We start from the raw sequence: 22,165 nt of genomic DNA on the forward strand, positions 1-22,165 counted from the left end.
TATCCATCGCAACATATGCCATAGAATGTTCCACGGCTCGTCTCCCATGCATGAGGATAGGACCAGTTACAGGTCAACCCTCGATACTGCATGCCGGAGACGAGCTACCTACTGCGAACATGGCGTCTCAGCTATTCTCGTCCGGTCGCATGAGTTCGCGCACGAAGCCGATCAGTCCGGTCTGGCGTGCGCGGCGCATCCGTTCGGCCTCGAGGATCTTGGTCACTTTTTCGAAGCAGGTCCGGATATCGTCATTGACCACCACATAGTCGTAGCCGTCCCAGTGGCTGATCTCCGAACGGGCGCGTTCCATGCGTCCGGCGATCACTTCGGGGCTGTCGGTGCCGCGCCCGGTCAGGCGGCGGCGCAGTTCATCGATGCTGGGGGGCAGCAGGAATACGCGCACCACGTCGCGTTCCAGCTTCTGGTAGAGCTGCTGGGTGCCTTGCCAGTCGATGTCGAAGAGATAGTCCAGTCCCTCCTTGAGGCCGGCCTTCACTTGCGCCTTGGGCGTGCCGTAGCAATGGCCGAAGACTTGCGCCCATTCGAGGAATTCTTCCTCCCCCACCATGCGATCGAATTCGGCCTGGCTGACGAAGTGATAGTCCTTGCCGTCAACTTCGCCCGGGCGCGGCGGGCGGGTCGTCACGGAAACCGAGATGCAGATATGCGGATCATGCTCGAGCAGCATGCGCGAGATCGTCGTCTTGCCCGCGCCCGAGGGGGAGGACATGATGAACATCAGGCCGCGCCGGGCGAGCGTGCCGGTGGCTTCCGGCGAAGGGCCCTGCGAAGGAACGGGCGAGGGGGCGGACTTGGGCATGCATACCCGATGGCGGGCCGGGCCGATCAAATCAACCCGGACCCACTCGCGGCATGTGGGAAAATAGCGGTCGAAGCGGCCGGTTCAGTCCGCTTCGCCCTTCCTGGCCATGTCATCGAGCCTGGCCTCGCCCTCGCGCTTGGCGTCGCGCGCCTTGGCGCGGTCATAGAGCGTCTTGGCGACGAGCGCCCCGCCGACCAGGATGGCGCCGGGCACGGAGCGCAGCGCCATGCGCGCGAGCGCGCCGTGTACCAGGGTTTCGCTCCAGGTGCGGCCCTTCAGGATCTTGCGGGCCTTGTTGGGTGCGTAAGTGCGCCCGAGGAATGCCCGTTCGACCGCGTGGCGGGCAAGGATGGACCCGCCGCGCAGGGCAATGTCGGCGATGGCGAGATTGGTCGCGATGTTGGGGCTGGGGCCGTGCAATTGATCCGCCAGGGCCTGGGTCCCGGCCTTTTTCCCGGCTTGCTTCGCGGGCAAATCGTCCCCCGGGCCGGATTCGTCGGGGCCAAATTCGTCAGGGCTGGGCCCGGTCACTTCTTCTTGCCGAAATCCACCGAGACGACGTTCGAGCCGTCTTCGCTGGGAACGACGCGCGAAGCCAGGTCCCGATCCACCTGGTCGTTGCCGACGGGCCCTGCGATCTCATCTTCCCCATCGTCGGCCATGGCCTGGAACTGCAGGCCGAAGTCGACCGCCGGATCGACGAAGGCGGTGATCGCGGAGAACGGAATGTTCAGTTTTGCCGGCATTTGGTTGAAGCTGAGACCGACCGAGAAACCTTGATCCGATACCGAGAGATCCCAGAACTTGTTCTGCAGGACGATCGTCATCTCATCGGGAAAACGGGCCTTCAGGTCCGCCGGAATGTTCACGCCGGGGGCGGCGGTCTTGAAGGTTATATAGAAGTGATGGCTTCCCGGAAGCACGCCGTTGGCGGCTTCCACTTGGCCGAGCACGCGCCCGACCACGGCGCGCAAGGCTTCCTGCACGATTTCATCGTAGGGGATCAGGCTGTCTGGCGTTGTATCGTTCATCGCGCCCTAGGTGCGCATCGTTCAAGGGACGGTCAAGCCGTTACGGCAGTGAATTTACGTCGTTTCGATCGTTTTACCAAGGAAATCGACGTGCGTTCACCAGGCACGCCTGCTTGCGAGCCCCAGACCGAGCATGGACCAAGCATGGACCAAGCATGGACCAAGCATGGACCAAGCATGGACCGCGCGCGATTGATTCCCGCACGCACAGGTCTATAGGCGCTTGCCATGCGTACCGCTTCGATCGCCCGCAAGACTCATGAAACCGACATTTCCGTCGAAGTGAACCTCGATGGTTGCGGGACTTACGACGTCTCCACCGGCATCGGCTTCCTCGATCACATGATCGAGCAGTTCTCGCGCCATTCGCTGATCGACATCCGCTGCCGGATCGTCGGCGACCTGCACGTAGACCAGCATCACACCACCGAGGACAGCGCCATCGCCATCGGCCAGGCCATAGCCCAGGCGCTGGGCGACAAGGCGGGGATCGGCCGCTACGGTTCCGCCTATTCGCCGATGGACGAGGCGCTCGTGCGCGTTGCGCTCGATATTTCCGGGCGGCCCTATTTCGTGTGGAAGGCCGATTTCACCCAGGAGAAACTGGGCGAGCTCGATACCGAGCTGGTCGAGCATTGGTTCCATTCCATCGGCCAGGCGGTGGGCATCACGCTGCACGTCGAGCTGCTCTACGGCACCAACAACCATCACGTCTGCGAGGCGATCTTCAAGGGCTTTGCCCGCGCCATGCGCAGTGCGGTCGAACGCGATCCGCGCAAGGGCGGGGCGATCCCTTCGACCAAGGGCCAACTCGGGGGCTGAGGCGCGCAGCATGGCGGAAGTCCTGGCCTTGATCGACTACGGCGCCGGCAACCTCCATTCGGTTGCCAACGCGCTCAAGGCGGCGGGCGCGCCCGATGTGGCGGTGACGGCCGATCCCGAGGTGGTGCGCGCGGCGGACCGCATCGTCCTTCCCGGCGTCGGCTCGTTCAAGGCCTGTGCTGAGGGGCTCTGGAGCATTCCCGGGATGGTCGCGGCGATGACCGAACGCGTCCACGTCGGCGGCGCGCCGTTCCTGGGCATTTGCGTCGGCATGCAACTGCTCGCCACGCGCGGGCTGGAACATGGCGTGACCGAGGGCCTGGACTGGATCGCGGGCGAAGTGCGGCTGATCGAGCGTACCGATCCCGCCATCAAGATCCCGCACATGGGTTGGAACGATGTCGCGCTCGGCCGCAATGATCCGGCCTGCGGCCTGGTCGAGCCGGGCGAGGCCTATTTCCTGCATTCCTACCACTTCGCGCCGGAGGATGGCCGCACCGTGGCGGCGATGACCGACCACGGCGGCGGCTTGGTCGCGGCGGTGGGCCGGGACAACGTGGTGGGCGTGCAGTTCCACCCGGAGAAGAGCCAGGCCTACGGCCTTTCGCTGTTGGCGCGGTTTCTGGAGTGGAAGCCGTGATCGCCACGCGGCCCCGCAATCCCAAACTCCGTCGCCATCCCGGTGATGGGAATCTGGAATGGGAGATTTTCGCAATGACCCTCTGCGCCGGGCCGGCCCTGGCATGATCGTATTTCCCGCCATCGACCTCAAGCAGGGCCAGGTCGTGCGTCTTGCCGAAGGCGACATGGCGCGGGCCACCGTCTATGGCGACAACCCGGCCGCGCAGGCCCTGCTGTTCGCCGAAGCCGGCTCGCAGTTCCTCCACGTCGTCGATCTGGATGGCTCCTTCGCGGGACGGGCCGAGAACCGCGAGGCGGTGGAGGCGATTATCGAGGTCTTCCCCGGCCATGTGCAGCTTGGCGGCGGCATCCGCACGCCGGAGGCGGTCGCGGGCTGGTTCGATCTGGGGGTGTCGCGCATCGTCATGGGCACCGCCGCGCTCAAGGACCCGCGGTTCGTCAAGGACATGGCGCGCGAATATCCCGGCGGCATCGTCGTTGCGGTGGACGCGCGCGACGGCATGGTCGCGACCGAGGGCTGGGCGGAAGTGTCGGACGTCTCGATCGTCGACATGGCGCGCCGGTTCGAGGACGCGGGCGTCGCCAGCCTGCTGTTCACCGACATCGGCCGCGACGGCCTGCTCAAGGGCTGCAACATCGATGCGACCGTGGAACTGGCCCGCCGGACCGACCTGCCGGTGATCGCCTCGGGCGGGGTGAAGGGCCTGGACGACATCCGCATGCTGGCGCTCCATGCCCAGGACGGGATTGAGGGCGTGATTACCGGGCGGGCGCTTTACGACGGGCGGCTTGACCTTGCCGCCGCGATCGCGATGGCGGCGAAATCATGACCGTCCGCGTCCGCGTCATTCCCTGTCTCGACGTTGCCAATGGCCGCGTCGTCAAGGGCGTGAACTTCGTCGACCTCAAGGATGCCGGCGATCCGGTCGAACAGGCGCGGGCCTATGATGCGGCTGGGGCGGACGAGCTGTGTTTCCTCGACATCTCGGCCAGCCACGAAGGGCGCGGAACCCTGCTCGATATCGTCCAGCGTACCGCCGAGGTCTGCTTCATGCCGCTCACCGTCGGCGGCGGGGTGCGGACGGTGGAAGACGCGCGGGCGCTGCTGCTGGCCGGGGCCGACAAGGTCGCGGTCAATTCGGCCGCGGTCTCGCGCCCGGAAGTGGTGGCGGACATTGCCGGGAAATTCGGCTCTCAGTGTATCGTCGCCTCGGTCGATGCGCGGCGCACGGCGCCGGGCAAGTGGGAAATCTTCACCCACGGCGGCCGCAAGGCGACCGGGATCGACGCGCTGGAGCATGCGGTGAAACTGGCCGCTTACGGGGCCGGAGAACTGCTTGTCACCTCGATGGATGGCGACGGCACCCAGAACGGCTACGACCTTGAGCTCACGCGCGCGATCGCCGATGCGGTTTCGGTTCCGGTGATCGCCTCGGGCGGGGTCGGCACGCTCGATCACCTTGTCGCCGGTGTCACCCGGGGGCACGCCAGCGCGGTGCTGGCCGCCTCGATCTTCCACTTCGGCAAGCATTCGATCGCAGAGGCGCATTCGGCCTTGCGCGCCGCCGGATTGCCCGCGCGGGGATAGGCTCCCGGGAACAGGCGGAGTCCCGAGGGAAACGATCGGCGATCCATCTGATCCGTATCGGGACACTCGCGTAACCGCCCTTGCCGCGGTGCGGCGATCGGTCGATCGTTCATGCGAAGCCTCGATTCGCAGGAGATCCCCTTGCTCCTCCTCAGATATCTGCCGGCCATGGTGCCGGCCCTCCTCGTGGCTGTCCCGGCTCATGCGTCGGGAGGCACGCCACTTCCCGAACCCAGCAGCTTGTTCCTGCTGGGCATGGGTATCGTCGGTGTGATCGTCGGCCGCCGGTTCTCGTCCAAGGACAGCCAGGACTGATTCGATAGGTTCCCTTGACCGGAACCCACGCCCTCGCCCTTCCATGGGCCCGGGGCGCGCGGCATGGTTCGCACTTTCTAGCGCGGGATGTGCCCAGGCAGAGGCGGATCCCGCTCTATTTGTTATTTGTTTTCCGCATTTTGCGAGTTGTCCGGTGATGCCACCCGACTTCAGAATGCTCTAGCCGCGCCGTTTCCTCAGCCACAGGATCGACCAGTCGCCGTTGACCATGCGCGCGGCCAGTCGCATGCCCGCCTTGCGGCAGGCGGCACGCACTGCCGCTTCCTGCGTCTCCAGCAAGCCGGCCAGCAGCAGGTGCCCGCCTGGAACCAGCGCCGCGCCGAAGTCCGCCGCCAGCGCGACGAGCGGGGCGGCCAGGATGTTCGCCATGATGAGGTCATAGGGTCCGCGCGCGGTGAGCAGCGGGTGGTCCATGCCATCGGCCACCGTCATCACCAGCTCTCCGCCGCGCGGCCCCATGGCGACGTTGTTGGCCTTGGCATTGGCTTCGACGACTCCGGGGCAGACGGCGTCGATGTCGCTCGCGGTCGCCAGCGCGCGCGGCCATAGCGCCAGCGCCGCGAAGGCCAGCAGCCCGGTGCCGGTGCCGATATCGGCGCAATTGCGCACCATCACGCCGCGCGCCTTCATATGGGTGAGCATGGCAAGGCATCCGGCGGTGGTCGCATGCTGGCCGGTGCCGAAGGCCTGGCTGGCGGGAATCGCGAAATCGATCACGCCCGGCTCGTCGCTGGCGGGATGATCGGGCGTATGGACATGGAAACGACCGGCGCGAATCGGTTCGAGTCCCTGCTGGCTTACGACCAGCCAGTCCGCCTCGGGCAGTTCCTCGATCTCGAAGCGCGGAGGCGCGCCGGCGAACAGCGCGGCGATCGCCGCCTCGTCGGTTGGTGTCGGCTCGTGGGTGAGCCAGGCTTCCAGCCGCCAGTCCTCGGGGCGATTCTCGGCGATCTCGCTGCCCGACAGGACGATCTCGGGATCCCAGTCGAGCGCGTCCTCGTGCGCGACCAGCGCGGCCTGGATCACCGGGCGCGGCGCCAGGGCGGTCATTTTCCAGCTCACGGGCGCGGTTCCGTCGCTTCAAGATCGAGCCGGGCGGCGAAGCGCTGCCGCGCCGCTTCGGCATAGTCGCGGCAGGCCGAGGCATTGACGAGGGGGGCCTTGCCGGCGAAGCGATCCATCATGTCGCTGGCGGCCGGGTGCGGCGTCAGCAGCAGGTCGCACGGAAGTGCGCCGATTCGCACCAGGCCCAGGCGTACCTGGGCGATGCGGTCCCGGTGGTCGGAAAAACGGTAGGCGTCGGCCGAGATCGTGGACGCGCTGTCGGCATAGGCGATCATCCGGCAGCTGAAGTCCGGGGTGCAGGACTGCCAGGTCCAGCTGGTCGAGCCGGGGGCATGGACGGGGGTGGCGTGGACGGTGATGGCGATGCGCCCGACAACGAGGCTGTTGCCCTCGGCCAGTACGCGGTCGACCACAGTGGGCTCGAACCCGTGGATGGAGCCGTATTGCGGATCGGCGGGGTCTGGCTGCCCGGATCGCAGGACCGCCGCCGCCGGGACGAGCGCGGCGACTTTGGCGCCTGTCGCGCGCCGCAGCGCGGCCAGCGCGCCGACATGGTCGAAATGCTCGTGGCTGGAGACGATCCAGCGCACGTCCTCGGGCCGGAAGCCCAGCTTGCGGATATTGTCCAGCACCAGTCCAGCCGCCTCGGCCGGGCCGCCGTCGATCAGCACGTGGCCGTCGTCCCCGGTAATCAGGATCGCCGTGATGCCGCAGGTGCCGACATACCATGTATTGCCGAATATCTGCGCGGGCGGCGCCGGGTCGGACCATCCGTCATGGCCAGCGCAGGCTTCCGCAAGCTGCCGGCTGGAAGGCGGGGCGGCGGCTGGGGCGGGGGTCGGGGCAGCGGTTGGGGCAGGGGGCGGAGTGGTGTCGGCCGCCGTGGGCCCCGCGGTCAGCAAGGCGGCCAGGAACATGGTCCGGAATATGCGAGTCATGTCTCCGCTTTAGTCCTGGCCGGCAAGATAGGCCAGCAGTGCCGCACGATCTCGCGTTGCGGAACTTGCACCAGTCGGCGATTTGGCTAAGGGGACTTCGACGAGGGCAGTCTGCCGCGCTGCCGCAGGCAAGGGATTCGCAAGAGCATGGCAACCGCTAGCACCAGGAACCGACCGCTTTCGCCCCACCTCCAGATCTGGCGCTGGGGCCCGCACATGTTCGTTTCGATCCTGCACCGCTTGACCGGTGACGGCATGGCCTTCGCCGGGCTCGGTGTGCTGCTGTGGTGGCTTGGCGCTCTCGCCGGCGGCCCCAAGTCCTACGAGACTTTCGCCTGGGCGATGACGACGCCGGTCGGCTATATCGTCCTGGTCGGTATTTCCTGGGCTTTCTTCACGCATATGATGAGCGGCCTCAGGCACTTCGCGCTGGACGTTGGCGCCGGCTTCGAGTTGAACACCAACCGCTTCTGGTCGATCCTCTCGCCGATCCTGGGCGTGGCGCTCACCGCCGCGTTCTGGGCGCTGCTGCTGCTTCGCTGAAGGTAAGGGAAACATGGGTAACGGAACTTCGATCGGCCGCGTGCGCGGCCTCGGCTCGGCGAAGACGGGCGCGCACCACTGGCTGCTCCAGCGCTTCACCGCCATCGGCAACCTGCTGCTGGTGCTGTGGCTGGCGGTCTCGCTCGTGCTTCTGCCCGACTTCGGCTATGCCTCCGTCGCCGAATGGATCGCCCGGCCGATTCCGGCCACGGCGATGGCGCTGCTCGTCGTCTCCACGTTCTGGCACGCTCGGCTCGGCCTGCAAGTGCTGATCGAGGACTATGTTCACGAACATGGCAACAAGTTCGCCTGCATCGCCGCGCTGAACCTTGCCGCCTTCGCCGGCGCCGCCTTCGGCGTCTTCTGCGTCGTCCGCCTCGCGCTGGGAGCCCACGCCTGATGTCCCAAAATTCCTCGGGCCCTGCCTACAAGATCATCGATCACACTTATGATACCGTCGTCGTCGGCGCCGGCGGCTCGGGCCTGCGCGCGACGATGGGCTCGGCCGAAGCCGGCCTGAAGACCGCGTGCATCACCAAGGTCTTCCCGACGCGGTCGCACACGGTGGCGGCGCAGGGCGGCATCGCGGCTTCGCTGTGCAACAACACGCCCGATCACTGGACCTGGCACATGTACGACACCGTCAAGGGGTCCGACTGGCTGGGCGACCAGGACGCCATCGAATACATGGTGCGCGAAGCCCCGCAGGCGGTCTACGAACTGGAGCACGCCGGCGTGCCCTTCAGCCGCAATGCCGACGGCACGATCTATCAGCGCCCGTTCGGCGGCCACATGCAGAACATGGGTGAAGGCCCGCCGGTGCAGCGCACTTGCGCGGCGGCGGACCGTACTGGCCATGCCATGCTGCACGCGCTCTACCAGCAGAGCCTGAAGTACGCCGCGGACTTCTACATCGAATACTTCGCGATCGATCTCATCATGGAAGGCGGCAAGTGCGTCGGCGTGATCGCGCTGTGCCTTGACGACGGCTCGATCCACCGCTTCCGCTCGCAGGCCGTGGTGCTGGCGACCGGCGGCTACGGGCGCTGCTACTTCACCGCCACTTCGGCGCATACCTGCACTGGCGACGGCGGCGGCATGGTGCTGCGCGCGGGGCTGCCGCTGCAGGACATGGAGTTCGTGCAGTTCCACCCCACCGGCATCTACGGCGCCGGCGTGCTCATCACCGAAGGCGCGCGCGGGGAGGGCGGCTACCTCACCAATTCCGAGGGCGAGCGTTTCATGGAACGCTATGCGCCCTCCGCGAAGGACCTCGCCTCGCGCGATGTCGTCAGCCGCTCGATGGCCATGGAAATCCGTGAAGGTCGCGGCGTCGGCCCGAACAAGGACCATATCTACCTGCACCTCGATCACATCGATCCCAAGGTGCTGGCCGAGCGCCTGCCGGGCATTACCGAAAGCGGCAAGATCTTCGCCGGCGTCGACCTGACCCGCCAGCCGCTGCCGGTGGTCCCCACCGTCCACTACAACATGGGCGGCATTCCGACGAACTACCACGGCGAAGTCGTCACCATCGGGGCAGACGGCAATCCGGAAACGGTCGTCCCTGGCCTGTTCGCGGTTGGCGAGGCGGCCTGCGTTTCGGTTCACGGCGCCAACCGCCTCGGCTCGAACTCGCTGATCGACCTCGTGGTGTTCGGCCGCGCCACCGGCCACCGTCTCAAGGAACTGCTCGAACCCGGCGCCAAGCAGCCCGAACTGCCGAAGGATTCGGCCGACCTGGCGCTTACCCGCCTCGATCATTTCCGTAATGCGAAGGGCGGCTCGCCCACGGCCGAGGTCCGCGTCGAGATGCAGCGCACGATGTCGCAGCATGCCGCCGTATTCCGCACCGACGAGCTTATGGTCGAAGGCAAGGACAAGCTCGCCAGGACTTATGCGCGCATGCAGGACATCAACGTGTCCGATCGCGGCCTGATCTGGAACTCCGACCTCATCGAGACGATGGAGCTGGACAACCTCATCTCGCAGGCCAGCGTCACCCTGCACGGCGCCCAGAACCGCAAGGAAAGCCGCGGCGCCCACGCGCACGAGGACTTCCCGAGCCGCGACGACACGAACTGGATGAAGCACACCGCCGCGTGGTTCAACGGCTGGGGCGGCAAGGGCGGCGAAGTGCGCCTGGACTACCGCCCGGTGCACGAATACACGCTGACGGACGATGTGGAGTACATCAAGCCGAAGGCGCGGGTCTATTGAGGCGGCGAGGCCAAGCGTGTCCGGCGCCTTGGCCTCGCATCATGGTCCTGCAAGGTAATTATCGTCTCCCTGTCGGCAACATTACGTCTTCGCTCTGCATCGATCTTACTCTAGACATGTCTGGAGCAGAGGACGGCAGCCAGGGAAGGACATGCGATGCGCGCCACCCCCCCATTCGATTTCGCGCTGGGCGAATCCGCGGAAATGATCCGCGAGACCGTGTCGCGCTTTGCCGACGAGCGGATCGCGCCGCTGGCCGCCAGGGTCGATGCCGAGGACTGGTTCCCGCGCGCGCTGTGGCCGGCGATGGGCGAACTGGGGCTGCACGGGATTACCGTGGAGGAGGAATGGGGCGGTATCGGCCTCGGCTATCTTGAACACGTCATCGCCGTGGAGGAGGTCAGCCGCGTCTCGGCCTCGGTGGGCCTCAGCTATGGGGCGCATTCGAACTTGTGCGTCAACCAGATCCGCCGCTGGGGCAGCGATGCGCAGAAGGCCAAGTACCTTCCCCGGCTGATCTCGGGCGAACATCTCGGCAGCCTCGCGATGTCGGAGGCGGGGGCGGGCTCGGACGTGGTGGGCATGAAGCTGAAGGCCGATGGGGTTGCCGGCGGCTTCCGCCTCGACGGCACCAAGTTCTGGATCACCAACGGGACTTATGCCGATACCCTGGTGGTCTACGCTAGGACCGGAGAAGGCTCGAAAGGGATCACCGCCTTCCTGATCGAGAAAGGCATGGCGGGATTCTCGATCGGCCAGAAGATCGACAAGATGGGCATGCGCGGCTCGCCCACGTGCGAGCTGGTGTTCGACGATTGCTTCGTGCCGGAAGAAAACGTCATGGGCCCGCTGCACGGCGGCGTGGGCGTGCTGATGAGTGGGCTCGACTATGAGCGGGTGGTGCTGGCCGGGCTGCAGCTGGGGATCATGCAGGCCTGCCTCGACACGGTGATTCCCTATGTTCGCGAGCGGAAGCAGTTCGGCCGGCCCATCGGCGGATTCCAGCTGATGCAGGCCAAGGTCGCGGACATGTACGTCGCGCTGCAATCGGCGCGTGCCTATGTCTATGCGGTGGCCCGGGCCTGCGATGCCGGACGGACCACACGCTTCGACGCCGCCGGCGCGATCCTGCTCGCCAGCGAAAGCGCCTTTCGCGTCGCGGGAGAGGCCGTGCAGGCGCTGGGCGGCGCCGGGTATACCAAGGACTGGCCGGTCGAGCGCTATTTGCGCGATGCCAAGCTGCTGGATATCGGCGCGGGCACCAACGAGATCCGCCGCATGCTGATCGGGCGGGAACTCATCGGCGCCGGCTGAGCACGCTCAGGCCTGGATCGCCGTGCTGCCGTCGCGATCAGAGTGGCCTGCCGCAGGCTTGGTTTGGAAGAGCAAGGCCGGGTTCGGCAAGAAAGCTCTGATCCGTCAGCGTTTCCATGAATGCCCCGAGCGTGTCGACATCGGATGTCCGTATCGCGGCGAAGGCTGCGTGCGCCTGGATGGCATCGCTGATCGTGGTGGCCGAACCGTCGTGCAGGTAGGGCGCTGTCACGCCGAGGTTGCGCAAGCTCGGCGTGCGGAACTTGCCTGTGTCGGAACGGTCGCCCGAGACTTCGGCGAGGCCGGCATCGGTGGACGGCGGCACATTCTCCGGCGCGATCCGGTGATAGGCTGCGTCGGTCAAATCGGGGCCGGCATGGCAGGAAGCGCAATCCCGCTGGAAGATCTGCAGACCTTGCCGAGCCAGCGGTGTCATCGCGTCGACGTTGCCGCGAACGAACCGATCGTAGGGTGAGTCCCGCGAGACCAGGGTTCGCTCGAAGGCGGCAATCGCCTTGGCGACATGGAGATAGTCGATCATGCCGCGATCGCCGGGGAAGGCGCGGCGGAACATCTCGACATAGCAGGGATCGCGCTCCAGCCGCCGGGCGATCTCGGCCTCGTGGTCTTTCATGCCCATCTCGATCGGATGTTCGCCAAACACCGGTACGGCGATCTGCGCTTCCAGGCTGGTCTGGCGCGGATCGGCCCAGGTCAGTCTGGGAAACCACGCGACATTGGCAAGGCCCGGCACATTGCGACGTCCGGGATCGTCGAGCGCGCCAGGATGCGCGCGGTTGCCGTCGGCAAAGCCGTGCTTCTGCTCGTGGCAGGTAGCGCAGGACATGGTGCCGTTCACGGAAAGATCGGCATCGTAGAACAGCCGGCGGCCCAACTCGACCTTGTCCCGCATCATCGGATTGTCCGTTGGGACCGGCGGATTGCCGTGCAAGGTTCCAGCCGCCGCCGCGATACCGAAGAGCACGACGGCGATACCGGCAAGAACCGCAATGCAGCGTTTCATGCGCCGGTCAGGGAAGTCGGGTTACGAGCAGCGGCATGCTGTTCGAAGCATTCGCCGAGATCTGCAGGACATAGCGCCCCGGTGTGAGAGCGAAGTCCACCATCTTGCGAATGCCCGAGCAATCCGGACCATGGCCATGCGCGCTGGAGGGGACGGCCTTGCCGCCATGCGCCAGATCGATCCAGGCCGCCGATCCCAGCGCGATCCGATAGGTTCCCGGTTCCTTGATGTTCAATGCATAGAGGCCGCCGAAACTGACCGATCCGCCCGGCTTTTCAGGTCGAAAAGCATAGCGGATATCGGGCGTGGGAGAAAGGCCGGCATCGATCGCATGGCCGGGGGCAATCCGCGCACCCCCGAGTTTGGAGAAATCGGTTCCCGCTTTCAATCCGGTGCGGTCCGGCCATGCCGCGAGTTCCGCAGGCAAGGCGGCCGCGCCGTTCGGACATGCGGATTGATCTTGGTTTTCCAGTGCCTGCACATCCGCGCCCGGCACCGTCATGGTGAGCGCGACAAGCCCCATTGCCACTGACAATCGCAAACTGATTACCCCCCTTTTCGGGATTCGAGACAAACTATATACAAAGAAATATAGTGAGTCGCCAGACCGGTGATCGCATAAATTTCAGGGGGTAGTTCATGCGTCTATCGACCGCACTTGCGGCCAGTCTTTCCTGCATCCTCGCAACGCCGGCATTGGCGCAGGATGACGGTGCACCGGGCAAAAGCGATACGTTCACCCTGGGCCAGATCATCGTCACGACGCCATCTGAAAAGGGGCCGACGATCAGCACCTCGACGCTCGATGCAGAGGCCATCCGCCTGTTCCAGCGAGGCAGCCTGGACGATGCCGCGAACCTCATGCCGGGCGTTTCGGCCTCCAACAGCGGCGGGTCGCGCAACGAGCGACTGATCTACGTGCGCGGGTTCGACCGTTTCCAGGTGCCGCTCTCGATCGATGGCATCCGCGTCTACCTGCCTGCCGACGGCCGGCTCGACTACGGCCGCTTTCTTACCGCCGACATCGCGCAAGTGCAGGTCGCGAAAGGCTATGCCTCCGTGCTCGATGGCCCAGGCGCGATGGGCGGCGCGGTGAACCTCGTGACTCGCAAGCCGACGGAACCGCTGGAAGCCGAAGCGCGCGGCACGCTGACCCTCGGCCGGGATGCCGAATACACCGGCTACAACCTCTTCGCTCTGCTCGGAACCCGGCACGACGCGTGGTACGCGCAGGCTAGCTACACCCGCAATTTCCAGGATCACTGGGATCTGCCGGACGGCTACACCCCCGTGACCGGATCGGCCGAGGACGGTGGGCATCGCGGTTTCTCGCGCGCGGGCGATTGGCGTCTCAATGCCAAGCTAGGCTTCACCCCCAACGCCACCGACGAATATTCGCTCAGCTACACCCGGCAGGAAGGTTCCAAGAACGCGCCCTTGCACGTCATCGACAGTGCCTCCACCCAGCGCAACTGGACCTGGCCTTACTGGAACATAGACAGCATCTATTTCCTGTCGACCACCGCACTCGGCGACCAGGCCACACTCAAGACGCGCGTTTACCGCAACGGCTTCGACAATCTGCTGCGGGCGTTCGACGATGCCGCTCAGACGACGCAGACGAAGGGCCGCGCCTTCAACAGTTATTATGCCGACACCGCCTGGGGCGGATCGGCGCAGTTGGAGGTGAAAGTGAGCGATGCCGATCAGCTTAGCCTCGCCGCGCATTACCGGCGCGACAAACACACTGAATGGCAGCAGAGCTTCCCCTCCGGCTCCACCGAACCGAAGCAGACCAGCATCGAGGACACTTACAGCATCGCCGCCGAAAACCGCCTGACGCTGACGCCTGAGCTTTCGCTGGCCGCCGGGGCCAGTTTCGACTGGCGCGATCTAAAGCGGGCCGAAGACTACGCCAGCGGGGCACTCATCGCATATCCGCTGTACAACGGTAGCGCCTTCAATGCGCAAGGCCAACTGGTCTGGAGGCCCGATGCCGAAATCAGCCTGCACGCCGGCATCTCGTCACGCGCGCGCTTTCCGACCCTGTTCGAGCGGTTCAGCTCGCGCTTCGGCGGCGCGGTCTCCAATCCGGCGCTCAAGGCCGAGCGGGCGACGAATTACGAAATCGGTGGCACGCACGATTTTGGGCCGCTCCATGCCGAAGCTACGGTATTCTATTCGCACCTGGACGACGTGATCGTGTCCTTCCCGTTCCTTTACCAGGGGCAGTCGGTCAGCCAGAGTCGCAATCTCGGCAGCGGCGACTATTACGGTGCGGAACTCTCGCTGACGGTGCGGGTCGGCAACTCGCTGAATCTTGGCGGCAATTACACTTATACCCATCGTGATCTCAAGGATCCCTCCAACACCGCCTTCGAGCCGACCGGAGTGCCGACGCACAAGGCGTTCGTCTGGGCCGACTGGGCGCCCATGGATGGACTGCACATCCTGCCCAATGCCGACATCGCCTCAAGCCGCTGGACGGTGAACACGGCGGGCACGCTCTACTACCGCACGGGCAGCTATGTGCTGGCCAACCTGACCGTGAACTACGAACTGCGCGAAGGGATCGAGGTCGGCGCGGGCGCGCGCAACCTGTTTGACGACTATTACGTGCTCGCGGACGGCTTCCCTGAGCCTGGGCGCAGCTTCTTCCTGAGCTTCCGGTACGGATTCTGACAGCAGCAAGCGGGGCTCTGGTTCCCTTCTCTACGTCATCAATTGCGCGCCGTCGAAGGCGCAAGCACAACCGCCCTGGATTGCCGCACCGCCCACGGCGGCTCACAATGACGAAAGGAACGGATCTATCTTAGGAACCGTCGTGCGGGGATGAGCCGCTATGCACTATCCTTCGACGTTAAAATCCTTGAACGCCCTGGCCTCGGGGGCAGGCCCGTTTCACCAGGAGAAGCGGGCTCGTCACACCAGCTTGCCGGGATTGAGCAGCCCCTGCGGATCGAGCGCGTGCTTGACGGCGCGCAGCATCGAGAGCGCGACCGGATCGCCGAGCCGCGCCAGTTCCTCGCGTTTGAGCTGGCCGATGCCGTGCTCGGCGGAGATCGAACCACCCCATTGGGTGACGAGGTCATGCACGCGCCGGCTGATCGCCTTGCCTTCGTTCTGCTGCCAGGCAAGCCCGTCGGCCACGTCCGGGGCGATGATATGGTAGTGGACGTTGCCGTCGCCCAGGTGCCCGAACGCGACCGCTTCGGTGCCCGGCCACTCCGCCTCGATCATCGGTGCGGTGGCCTCGACGAATTCCGGCATCTTCTCGACCGGGACGGAGATGTCGTGCTGGACCGCCGGTCCACGCTCGCGTTCGGCGGGGGCCACCGATTCCCGCAGCAGCCAGAAGGCCTCGGCCTGCGCCTCGCTGGCGGACATCGCCGCGTCTTCGAGCAGGCCCTTCTCGAAGGCTTCCGCCATCATCGCCTCGCAGCGCTCGCGCAAGGTGGCGACCGTGGAACGATCGGCGACGACTTCGATCAGGGCATACCACGCGTGGCTTCCCGCCAGCGGCGATCGCGCCGCGGGCAAGTGATGCAGGACGGCTTCGAGGCTGGCCCGCGGCATCACCTCGAAGCCTTCGAGCGCATCGCCCGCCATATCCTCGCAGTGGAGCAACAGGGCGCGGGCCGCTCCGAGCGAGGGGATGCCCGCCCAGATCACCACCCGCTCGGCGACCGCCGGCAGCAGCTTGAGCGTGGCGGCGGTGACGATGCCCAGGGTGCCTTCCGAGCCGATCAGCAATTGCTTGAGGTCGAAGCCGCGATTGTCCTTCTTGAGCGGGGTCAGCGTCGAGAACACCTGCCCGTCGGCCAGCACTGCCTCCAGCCCGAGCACGAGCGCGCGCATCGAGCCGTGGCGCAGGACCTGCGAGCCGCCGGCATTGGTGGAGATGAGCCCGCCCACGGTCGCCGAACCCTTGCCGCCCAGGGTCAGCGGAAAGCGCAGATCCCGGGCTTCGACCGCTTCGTGCAGGGTCTGGAGGACCACGCCGGCCTCGCAAGTGACCCGGCGCGCCTCGCCGTCGATCTCGCGGATCGCGTTCATCCGCCGCAGGGAGAGCAGCACCGCATCGCCCGATTCGTCGGGCGTCGCTCCGCCGGACATGCCGCTGTTGCCGCCCTGGGGGACGATCGGCACGCCGTGCGCGGCGCAGAGGCGGACGAGCTCGGCGAGTTCCCCGGTGCTGCCCGGCGATGCCATGGCGCAGGCGCGCCCGGTGAAGCGGCCGCGCCAATCGGTGAGCCAGGGGGCGATCAGGTCGGGATCGCGCGTCAGGCCGCGCGGCCCGAGGCGAGCGGCGGCTTCGTCGAGAAAGGCGGCGGAAGTGGTCATCCCCGAAGCTATGGCACAGCCGGCGACCGGTTTCATCCTCCAGCTTCAGAATTGGAGGCTGGCAATAGCAGGCCGGCAGGCGCAGGCCGGCAGGCGCGGGTGGGCGGTTTGCCGAGTTAAGCGGTGGTTCAAGGTCTTGCGGTAAGGGAACAGGTTCGCCATGGCTGCGTTCCGGGGAACCGCTCCAGTATGAATTTCGTTTCGGCATTGCTCTATCCGATTGCCCTGCTGCTTCCGGCGGCGAGCGGGATCGAGAGCGATTCGAGGGCGGACGCGGCGATGGAACGGGCCGGGGCGCCGCAAGCCTATGCCTGGCCCGCGATGCCGCCGCGGGTGCCGATGCCGGGCTGGCCTGTCGCGACAGGAGCATTCCAGAACGGGGAGCCCGAGGCGGGTTGGCAAGTGCGCATCGAACAGCGCATGCAGATTCGCATTACGCCGCGCGCCTCGTTGCCGATGCCGCCGGACATGTTCGTCGGCATACCCGATGACGACTTCGGCGTGCACTTCAGCGAGCGCAAGATCGGGAACTGCCTGTCGATCGCGGAGATCGGCGGTGTCCAGCCCGATCGCGGCACGCGCCTGTTGCTCTACATGCGGGACCGGCGGCTGGTGGCCGCCGAACTGGAGCGTTCATGCCGCGCGCGGGATTTCTATTCCGGGTTCTACCTCGCGCGGACCCCGGACGGGCAGCTGTGCATCGATCGCGACACCCTGCTTTCGCGCAGCGGAATGAACTGCAAGCTGACGCGTATCCGCCAGCTTGTCGAAAGCGATCGCTGAGCGGTTGATCGCCGGCAGGGCGAGCCGGGCCGGAATTCCTTGACTTTGGCGCCCTTTCGCGCAAAGGGCGCGCTGTCGCGCAAACGGTAAGCGACGGGGCGTCAAGTCCCGTCCCGGACCAGTTTGGCGCAGATACCCTGAATCTTCCGGAAAATCTTTCGCCTATGAGCTTTGCCGACCTCGGCCTGTCTGATGAATTGCTGCAAGCGGTCGAGACCGCGGGCTATACGGAGCCGACTCCGATCCAGGAGCAGGCGATCCCGTCGGTCCTGATGATGAAGGACCTTATCGGCATCGCCCAGACCGGCACCGGTAAGACCGCCAGCTTCGTGCTGCCGATGATCGATATCCTTGCGCACGGCCGCCGGCGGGCGCTGATGCCGCGTTCGCTGATCCTGGAGCCGACTCGCGAACTGGCGGCGCAAGTCGCCGAGAATTTCGAGAAGTACGGCAAGAACCACGATCTGAAGATGGTGCTGCTGATCGGCGGCGTGCAGATGGGCGATCAGCTCAAGGCCTTGTCCGAGGGCGTCGACGTGCTGATCGCCACGCCGGGCCGCCTGATGGACCTGTTCGAGCGCGGCAAGATCCTGCTCACCGGCTGCGAGATGCTCGTCATCGACGAAGCGGACCGCATGCTCGACATGGGCTTCATTCCGGACATCGAGAACATCTGCTCGAAGCTGCCGACCAATCGGCAGACGCTGCTGTTTTCGGCGACGATGCCGCCGCCGATCAAGAAGCTGGCCGACCGCTTCCTTTCGAACCCGAAATACATCGAGGCTGCACGGCCGGCGACGGCCAATGTCAACATCGCCCAGCACAAGGTCGCGGTGCCGGCCAGGAAGAAGCGCGAGGTGCTGCGTCAGTTGCTGCGCACCGACAACGTGTCGACCGCGATCGTCTTCTGCAATCGCAAGACCACCGTGCGCGAACTGGCCAAGAGCCTCAAGGGCCACGGTTTTGCCGCCGGCGAGATTCACGGCGACATGGACCAGTCCTCGCGCATTGCCGAGCTTGACCGCTTCAAGGCCGGCGACATCAACATCCTGGTCGCGTCCGACGTCGCTGCGCGCGGGCTCGACGTGAAGGGCGTGTCCCACGTCTTCAACTTCGACACGCCCTGGCACCCGGACGACTACATCCACCGCATCGGCCGCACCGGGCGTGCCGGCGCCACCGGCCGCGCGTTCACTTTCGTCGCGCCCGAGGATGCCGAGGCGATCGCCAATGTCGAGAAGCTGACCGGCGGCAAGATCCCGGTCTATGCCCTGGCGCTCGATGATGCCGGTGAGGAGCGGATCGAACGGCCGGGCCGGGAAGACGAGCCCCAACCCAGACGGGGAGGGCGCGAAAAGCGACAGGAGCGCACCGAACGCGCGCCCCGCCGCGAAGCGCCCGTCAAAGAATCACCCCGCGAAGCGCGAGTCGAGGAACCACGCAGCGAAGCGCGCGTCGAAGAGCCGCGCCGCGAGACGCGTGCCGAAGAGCCACGTCGCGAACGCCGCCCGCGCCGGTCCGAACCGGCGCCTGTAGGCGAGGGCTGGAACGGTCCGGTTCCCGACTTCCTGAGTGTTTCCGCGCTTGCCTGAATTCGGGGGCCTGAATTCGGGGGCCTGAATTTAGGGGCCTGAATTCGGGCGCGCTCAAATCCGCTGGCGTCGCTGGGCAGGACGCGGCGCGGCGGCCGCGCGCCGGGCGGAGGTGGGTTGTGCGGTAAGCGGAATTCCATGCGGATTGGTCGCGGCGTGCCGCATCAGCAGGTGCGCCACCGCGCCGCGATCCACCCCGCGCGAGAAATGGAAGCCCTGGCCAAGTTCGCATCCCAGTTTCCGCAGCCGGGCAGCCTGCTCGGCCGTCTCCACGCCCTCCGCCGTGACCGCCGCGCCAAGCTTGCGGGCGATGGCGACCAGGCCGGCAATGATCGTCCCGCTGACATCGTCTTCGGGGAGCCTGGCGGTGAAGGACTGGTCGATCTTGATGAAGTCGACCGGAAGGTCCAGCAGATGGGTCAGCGATGCGAAGCCGGTGCCGAAGTCGTCGAGCGCGATGCGCACGCCGTTTTCCCGGAGCGCCGTCACCGCGTCGATCACCGGCCTGTCGCGATGGCCGATGTAGACGGTCTCGGTCACTTCCAGGACGAGGCGGTCGAACAGCGAGTCATCGACGAATATTTCGTTCAACGCGGCCTGCAACCGCCCGCCTCGCAAGTCCACGGCGGTGACGTTGACGCTGACGTGGCCGAAATCGATTCCCAGGTTGAGCCAGCTTCGCATGTCGTCACAGACTACCGAGAACATGCGGTGCGTCAGTACGGACGCGATGCGCGCATCGCTCGTCGCTTCGGCGAAGGTGGCGGCGGACAGGATGTCTCCAGTGGGCGAAGTCATCCGGCAGAGCGCTTCCAGGCCGACGATCCGCTGATCGTCCAGGCGAACGATCGGCTGATACCAGGCATCGATGCGACCTTCCTTGAGCGCCGCGTCGAGGCTTTCTATCGATGAGAGCCGGGCGGCCATCCGCGTATCGATGCCGGGCCGATAACGCATGAAGCCGCCGCGATTGGTTTCCTTGGCATGGTAGAGTGCAAGATCGGCGTAGCGGTGCACGAGGTTGGGACTGTTTTCACCTCCCGCCACCACCGCCGCGCCCATGGTGGCTTCGGGGACGATCGAAAAAAGCTTGAAATCGATCGGGGGGGCAAGGACATCGTATACCGCGTGGGCCGTCCGCGTAAGGTCCCGCAGCCGCTCGGGATCCTTTATCAGGATGACGAATTCGTCTCCGCCGATACGGAACGCGCTGTCCGGGATGGCGAACCGGGCAAGGCGGGAGGCCACTTCCTGCAGCAGCCTGTCGCCCGCGCTGTGACCGAAAGTGTCGTTGATCGTCTTCAGATTGTCGAGATCGATCACCAGCAGCGCCCAACTGCCGGGTTCCTCGCAGTTCAAGTGGGCCAGGGCCCTGGCGAAGCTGCCGCGGTTGGGCAATCGCGTCAGCGCGTCGGTATTCGCGCGGTGCTCGCGATCGGTCACGCGCTGGTGGCGCGCGAATGCCAGATCGGACAAGTGAAGGCATATGTCCACCATCTGGCGCTCTTCGTCCGTGGGGCCGCGCGGCTCCCGGAAATAAAGCGCGAACGTGGCAAGGACGATGCCCGATGCGTCGACCAGCGGCGATGACCAGCAAGCCTTGAGCCCCTGGGCGAGCACCGCTTGCTGGAAGGCGGGGAATGGCGTCCAGCGCGGATCGGTCGCTATGTCGGTTACCGCGACGGGCTGGCCGATATAGGCGGCCGTTCCGCAGGAACCGACGTTGGGGCCGATCGCCAGGTTGTCCAGCGATCGCGAATAGGCTTCGGACAAGCTTGGCGCGGACAGGGAACGAACCGTGCCGCTTCGATCGACGGTCAGGACCGAGCAGACAACGCCCTGAAAGCGCGCTTCGATCTGCAGGCAGATGTGATCCATCACTTCTGCCAGAGATGCGCCTTTCGCAATCAATTCAAGTATCGCTACCTTGAATTTGAGCACGCCTCATCCAATCCGTTTTGACGGTATAGGCGATGCATCCTAAAGGACCGAGGTTAATCGACTCCTTAGATAGTCCCGTATCTTTGAACGATACGGCGCGAAAAAGCATGTCGTCTGACGATTCCCACCAGCCTGGCAGCGGTTGTATCGTGGGTGGACGCCCGTCCGATCAGGCCGGGCGTCCTAATTTCAGGCCGGGTTCACGGCCCGCCGCCGGTCAGAATCCGGCGGAAAGCGAGAACAGCACCGTCGATCCCGCGATCGAGGAGCCGTCCTTGGTCGAGGAGAAGTTGGGCTGCAGGTAAGCGGCATCCGACTTCGAGATATCGGTGTCCACATAGGCCACGCCCAGCGTCACCGGCCCAAGCGCGAGATCGGCGCCGAGCATCCAGTCCAGGTATTCGCCGGTCGGCGCGACGCTGGTGCCGTTGGGGCCCAGGCCCGGGTTGCCGTTCGAATAGCCGAGGTGCGCCTTCAACGTGATCGGAGTGCTCGGCACCCCGCCGCTGAGGTCGGTCCACAAGTAGAGGTTGTCCTGCTTCTGGCCTGCGCTCTCGGGAGTGTTAGAGAAGTTGCCCAGCGCTTCCTGCTTGGGGGCGTAGGCGACGCCGACCAGCGCCTTGACCGGGCCCAGGGTGCCGGATGCCTTCACGTAGGGCTCGGCGAAGTCGGTGGTGTCGGCACCGCCCGGATACATATACCAGGTCAGGCCCACGTCGAGCGTCACGCCGCTCGCCACTTCGGTGGAATAGCCGCCGTAGAGGTCGAGTTCCATGTTGGAGCCGCCGAACGTGCCCCAGCCGGCAAGGTTCGAGGCCCAGGTGCCGGCATAGAAGCCGCTGGCGTGCGTGACGGAGAGGCCGGCCTGCACGGCCATTTCCTTGTCGGACTGCGAAACGCCGCGAAAGCGGTAGTCGGAAACCAGGGCTGCACTGCCCGCGACGGTGAATTCGTCCGGTGCTTCCTCCTGCGCCAGCGCGGGGCTGGAAAAGGCGAGGCACATGGCGGCAAGTCCGGCCCCAAGACAGGAACGGCCGGAGAGAAGACGAGTTTTCATTATCGGAACACCCTCATGATGCTGTGGCAAGTTGTCGTGCCGTGTTGCTGTGGTTGTCTGTTCCGTCCTGCGGCCGGAATGCCGGGCGCCGCTGCGTGG

The 22,165-nt window shown here is 65.7% G+C and carries 22 protein-coding genes; 12 read left to right on the forward strand and 10 right to left on the reverse strand.

Annotated elements, in window-relative coordinates; all coding sequences use genetic code 11:
- Positions 1-127: 127 nt before the first annotated feature.
- From gmk to BM052_RS16470, 3 genes are all read right to left on the reverse strand, one after another.
- Positions 128-823, reverse strand: a complete 696-nt coding sequence (gene gmk, locus BM052_RS16460; protein ID WP_369821551.1) for a guanylate kinase — start codon at positions 821-823, stop codon at positions 128-130.
- A gap of 84 nt (positions 824-907) precedes the next feature.
- Positions 908-1,300, reverse strand: coding sequence for a hypothetical protein (locus tag BM052_RS16465; protein WP_091148710.1), 393 nt, complete (start codon positions 1,298-1,300; stop codon positions 908-910).
- 53 nt (positions 1,301-1,353) lie between these two features.
- A complete protein-coding gene (locus BM052_RS16470; RefSeq protein ID WP_091148657.1) occupies positions 1,354-1,857 on the reverse strand; it encodes an SspB family protein in 504 nt (167 codons plus the stop codon).
- A 228-nt stretch (positions 1,858-2,085) separates the two neighbouring features.
- On the opposite strand from BM052_RS16470, the gene hisB reads away from it, so the two are divergent.
- From hisB to BM052_RS16495, 5 genes are all read left to right on the forward strand, one after another.
- Positions 2,086-2,679, forward strand: a complete 594-nt coding sequence (hisB, locus tag BM052_RS16475) for an imidazoleglycerol-phosphate dehydratase HisB (protein WP_091148658.1) — start codon at positions 2,086-2,088, stop codon at positions 2,677-2,679.
- Positions 2,680-2,689: 10 nt separating this feature from the next.
- Entirely contained in the window at positions 2,690-3,319 is a 630-nt protein-coding gene (hisH, locus tag BM052_RS16480; protein ID WP_091148660.1) for an imidazole glycerol phosphate synthase subunit HisH, read from the forward strand.
- Between the two features lie 103 nt (positions 3,320-3,422).
- Positions 3,423-4,151: a 1-(5-phosphoribosyl)-5-[(5-phosphoribosylamino)methylideneamino]imidazole-4-carboxamide isomerase gene (gene hisA / locus BM052_RS16485; protein WP_091148661.1), complete on the forward strand. Its 729-nt coding sequence runs from the start codon at positions 3,423-3,425 to the stop codon at positions 4,149-4,151.
- Positions 4,148-4,909 (forward strand): imidazole glycerol phosphate synthase subunit HisF, encoded by a 762-nt coding sequence (hisF, locus tag BM052_RS16490; RefSeq protein ID WP_091148663.1) that lies wholly within the window; start codon positions 4,148-4,150, stop codon positions 4,907-4,909. Before hisA ends, hisF begins: the two co-directional genes overlap by 4 nt.
- A gap of 141 nt (positions 4,910-5,050) precedes the next feature.
- Positions 5,051-5,224 carry a PEP-CTERM sorting domain-containing protein gene (locus BM052_RS16495; protein ID WP_091148712.1) on the forward strand — a complete coding sequence of 58 codons (174 nt, stop codon included), beginning with the start codon at positions 5,051-5,053 and terminating at the stop codon, positions 5,222-5,224.
- Between the two features lie 180 nt (positions 5,225-5,404).
- Here BM052_RS16495 and BM052_RS16500 read toward each other — a convergent pair whose 3' ends face one another.
- Positions 5,405-6,307 carry a 50S ribosomal protein L11 methyltransferase gene (locus BM052_RS16500; RefSeq protein ID WP_091148664.1) on the reverse strand — a complete coding sequence of 301 codons (903 nt, stop codon included), beginning with the start codon at positions 6,305-6,307 and terminating at the stop codon, positions 5,405-5,407.
- Entirely contained in the window at positions 6,304-7,248 is a 945-nt protein-coding gene (bla, locus tag BM052_RS16505) for a subclass B3 metallo-beta-lactamase (protein WP_091148666.1), read from the reverse strand. Before bla ends, BM052_RS16500 begins: the two co-directional genes overlap by 4 nt.
- A 147-nt stretch (positions 7,249-7,395) precedes the next feature.
- Here bla and sdhC point away from each other — a divergent pair, with 147 nt between their 5' ends.
- From sdhC to BM052_RS16525, 4 genes are all read left to right on the forward strand, one after another.
- Positions 7,396-7,791: a succinate dehydrogenase, cytochrome b556 subunit gene (gene sdhC / locus BM052_RS16510; protein ID WP_091148667.1), complete on the forward strand. Its 396-nt coding sequence runs from the start codon at positions 7,396-7,398 to the stop codon at positions 7,789-7,791.
- A 13-nt stretch (positions 7,792-7,804) separates the two neighbouring features.
- The gene (gene sdhD, locus BM052_RS16515; RefSeq protein ID WP_091148669.1) at positions 7,805-8,191 is read left to right on the forward strand and encodes a succinate dehydrogenase, hydrophobic membrane anchor protein; all 387 of its coding nucleotides are present in this window, start codon (positions 7,805-7,807) and stop codon (positions 8,189-8,191) included.
- Entirely contained in the window at positions 8,191-10,011 is a 1,821-nt protein-coding gene (gene sdhA / locus BM052_RS16520) for a succinate dehydrogenase flavoprotein subunit (protein WP_091148670.1), read from the forward strand. Before sdhD ends, sdhA begins: the two co-directional genes overlap by 1 nt.
- 156 nt (positions 10,012-10,167) lie before the next feature.
- Positions 10,168-11,325: an acyl-CoA dehydrogenase family protein gene (locus tag BM052_RS16525; protein WP_091148671.1), complete on the forward strand. Its 1,158-nt coding sequence runs from the start codon at positions 10,168-10,170 to the stop codon at positions 11,323-11,325.
- 37 nt (positions 11,326-11,362) lie between these two features.
- On the opposite strand, the gene BM052_RS16530 is transcribed toward BM052_RS16525, so the two are convergent.
- Both BM052_RS16530 and BM052_RS16535 read right to left on the reverse strand, forming a co-directional pair.
- Positions 11,363-12,349: a cytochrome-c peroxidase gene (locus tag BM052_RS16530; protein ID WP_091148673.1), complete on the reverse strand. Its 987-nt coding sequence runs from the start codon at positions 12,347-12,349 to the stop codon at positions 11,363-11,365.
- A gap of 7 nt (positions 12,350-12,356) precedes the next feature.
- Positions 12,357-12,872, reverse strand: a complete 516-nt coding sequence (locus tag BM052_RS16535) for a homogentisate 1,2-dioxygenase (protein ID WP_091148675.1) — start codon at positions 12,870-12,872, stop codon at positions 12,357-12,359.
- Positions 12,873-12,988: 116 nt separating this feature from the next.
- Between BM052_RS16535 and BM052_RS16540 the strand changes: the two genes are divergently transcribed.
- Positions 12,989-15,031, forward strand: coding sequence for a TonB-dependent receptor plug domain-containing protein (locus BM052_RS16540; RefSeq protein ID WP_091148677.1), 2,043 nt, complete (start codon positions 12,989-12,991; stop codon positions 15,029-15,031).
- Between the two features lie 240 nt (positions 15,032-15,271).
- On the opposite strand, the gene BM052_RS16545 is transcribed toward BM052_RS16540, so the two are convergent.
- Positions 15,272-16,693, reverse strand: coding sequence for an FAD-binding oxidoreductase (locus BM052_RS16545; RefSeq protein WP_091148678.1), 1,422 nt, complete (start codon positions 16,691-16,693; stop codon positions 15,272-15,274).
- 189 nt (positions 16,694-16,882) lie between these two features.
- Between BM052_RS16545 and BM052_RS16550 the strand changes: the two genes are divergently transcribed.
- Both BM052_RS16550 and BM052_RS16555 read left to right on the forward strand, forming a co-directional pair.
- Positions 16,883-17,476 (forward strand): hypothetical protein, encoded by a 594-nt coding sequence (locus BM052_RS16550; RefSeq protein ID WP_091148680.1) that lies wholly within the window; start codon positions 16,883-16,885, stop codon positions 17,474-17,476.
- Positions 17,477-17,640: 164 nt separating this feature from the next.
- Positions 17,641-19,068 (forward strand): DEAD/DEAH box helicase, encoded by a 1,428-nt coding sequence (locus BM052_RS16555; protein WP_091148682.1) that lies wholly within the window; start codon positions 17,641-17,643, stop codon positions 19,066-19,068.
- Positions 19,069-19,122: 54 nt separating this feature from the next.
- On the opposite strand, the gene BM052_RS16560 is transcribed toward BM052_RS16555, so the two are convergent.
- Together BM052_RS16560 and BM052_RS16565 are read right to left on the reverse strand one after the other, a co-directional pair.
- Positions 19,123-21,009, reverse strand: coding sequence for a putative bifunctional diguanylate cyclase/phosphodiesterase (locus BM052_RS16560; protein ID WP_255406217.1), 1,887 nt, complete (start codon positions 21,007-21,009; stop codon positions 19,123-19,125).
- Between the two features lie 217 nt (positions 21,010-21,226).
- Positions 21,227-22,066 carry a TorF family putative porin gene (locus tag BM052_RS16565; RefSeq protein ID WP_091148685.1) on the reverse strand — a complete coding sequence of 280 codons (840 nt, stop codon included), beginning with the start codon at positions 22,064-22,066 and terminating at the stop codon, positions 21,227-21,229.
- Positions 22,067-22,165 lie beyond the last annotated feature (99 nt).

The sequence above is a fragment of the Novosphingobium sp. CF614 genome (assembly GCF_900113255.1).
Classification (GTDB): domain Bacteria; phylum Pseudomonadota; class Alphaproteobacteria; order Sphingomonadales; family Sphingomonadaceae; genus Novosphingobium.